At 38.9% G+C, this 1217-nt stretch carries 1 protein-coding gene; it reads left to right on the forward strand.

All coding sequences use genetic code 11. The features are described from left to right. Positions 1-232: 232 nt before the first annotated feature. Positions 233-1186: an IS110 family transposase gene (locus C7Y70_RS20305; protein ID WP_135476817.1), complete on the forward strand. Its 954-nt coding sequence runs from the start codon at positions 233-235 to the stop codon at positions 1184-1186. Positions 1187-1217 lie beyond the last annotated feature (31 nt).

Consider the following 1217-nt stretch of genomic DNA (forward strand, 5'->3'; position numbering starts at 1 on the left):
TTGCTTGTATGGATAATAAACCCATAAATTAATTATTATTCTAACCTAGTTCGGGTAATGTGAGGCCCAAGCTTTGGCTGCAACCAAAGCCTTTTATACAGTAGTTCGATTGATTGAAGGCTCCTCTATTGAGAGACCGATAACAAGTAAGAACGCTGTATGAACTCCAAGCATTAAACTCGGATAGTCAACGGGGCCTCGAGCCCGAATAGCAAGGCAGAGTCAGCTTATTATGAATACAAAAAATAATCAAAATGAAATTAACGTCGGTGTCGATACAGGTAAAACACAACTCGATATTTATATCAGACCTTTAGACATTTACTTTACTGTAGAAAACAATCAAAGTGGTATTAAACACGCCATTCAAATCTTAAAAAAACATCCAGTGACGCGTGTCACTATTGAGGCGACTGGACGCCTTGAACAGCCTTTTATGATAGCTTGCGCTGAGGCGAATATTCCCTTCGTGGTTGCTAATCCCGTGAACATAAAACGCTTCGCAGGCGCTATCGGCCAAAAAGCAAAAACTGATAAACTTGACGCGCAACTCATCGCTTATTTTGGTGAAGCAATTAAACCTCCTCTATCGTCTTTAAAGCCAGAACAAATGCGCTTGATGAGTGATTTACTATCTAGAAGACGCCAGTTAATGGATATGCAAACAATGGAGAAAAATCGCTCTCAAATAATGCCAAAAACACTATCGTCCCTCATAAAACCTATCTTAACTGCACTAAAAAATCAGATAGAAAAAGTAGATTTAAAACTACAAAAACTCATTAAAGAATGTGACGAATACGAAGCAAAAAATAACATTATTCAAAGCGTACCAGGTGTTGGAAATGTGGTCGCATTTAACTTGCTTAGCGACATGCCTGAGCTTGGTTATGTAAACAACAAAGAAGCTGCATCTTTAGTTGGCGTAGCGCCATTCAATCGTGAAAGTGGAGTTTATCAAGGCAAGCGAATGATACGCGGTGGACGGCCCAAAATTAGAACCGCAATGTATATGGCAATGATGTCAGCGATTCAATGCAACCCAAAATTCAAAGACATTTATCAACGAATGATTGCAGCTGGAAAGCCTAAAAAAGTAGCCATCATTGCCTGTATACGAAAGCTTGTAGTAATCATAAATTCTATGGTGAGAGATGGTGTCATGTGGGATCCTAAAATGGTTTAAAATTAGGATTTGACACCATAGTCACTTGTTA

The organism is Pseudoalteromonas sp. KS88, assembly GCF_004766475.1.
In the GTDB taxonomy this organism is placed as follows: Bacteria; Pseudomonadota; Gammaproteobacteria; order Enterobacterales; family Alteromonadaceae; genus Pseudoalteromonas.

Excerpts from the sequence above, each read along its gene's own strand:
- C7Y70_RS20305 (WP_135476817.1), top strand. The coding sequence starts at position 233 with ATGAATACAAAAAATAATCAAAATGAAATTAACGTCGGTGTCGATACA.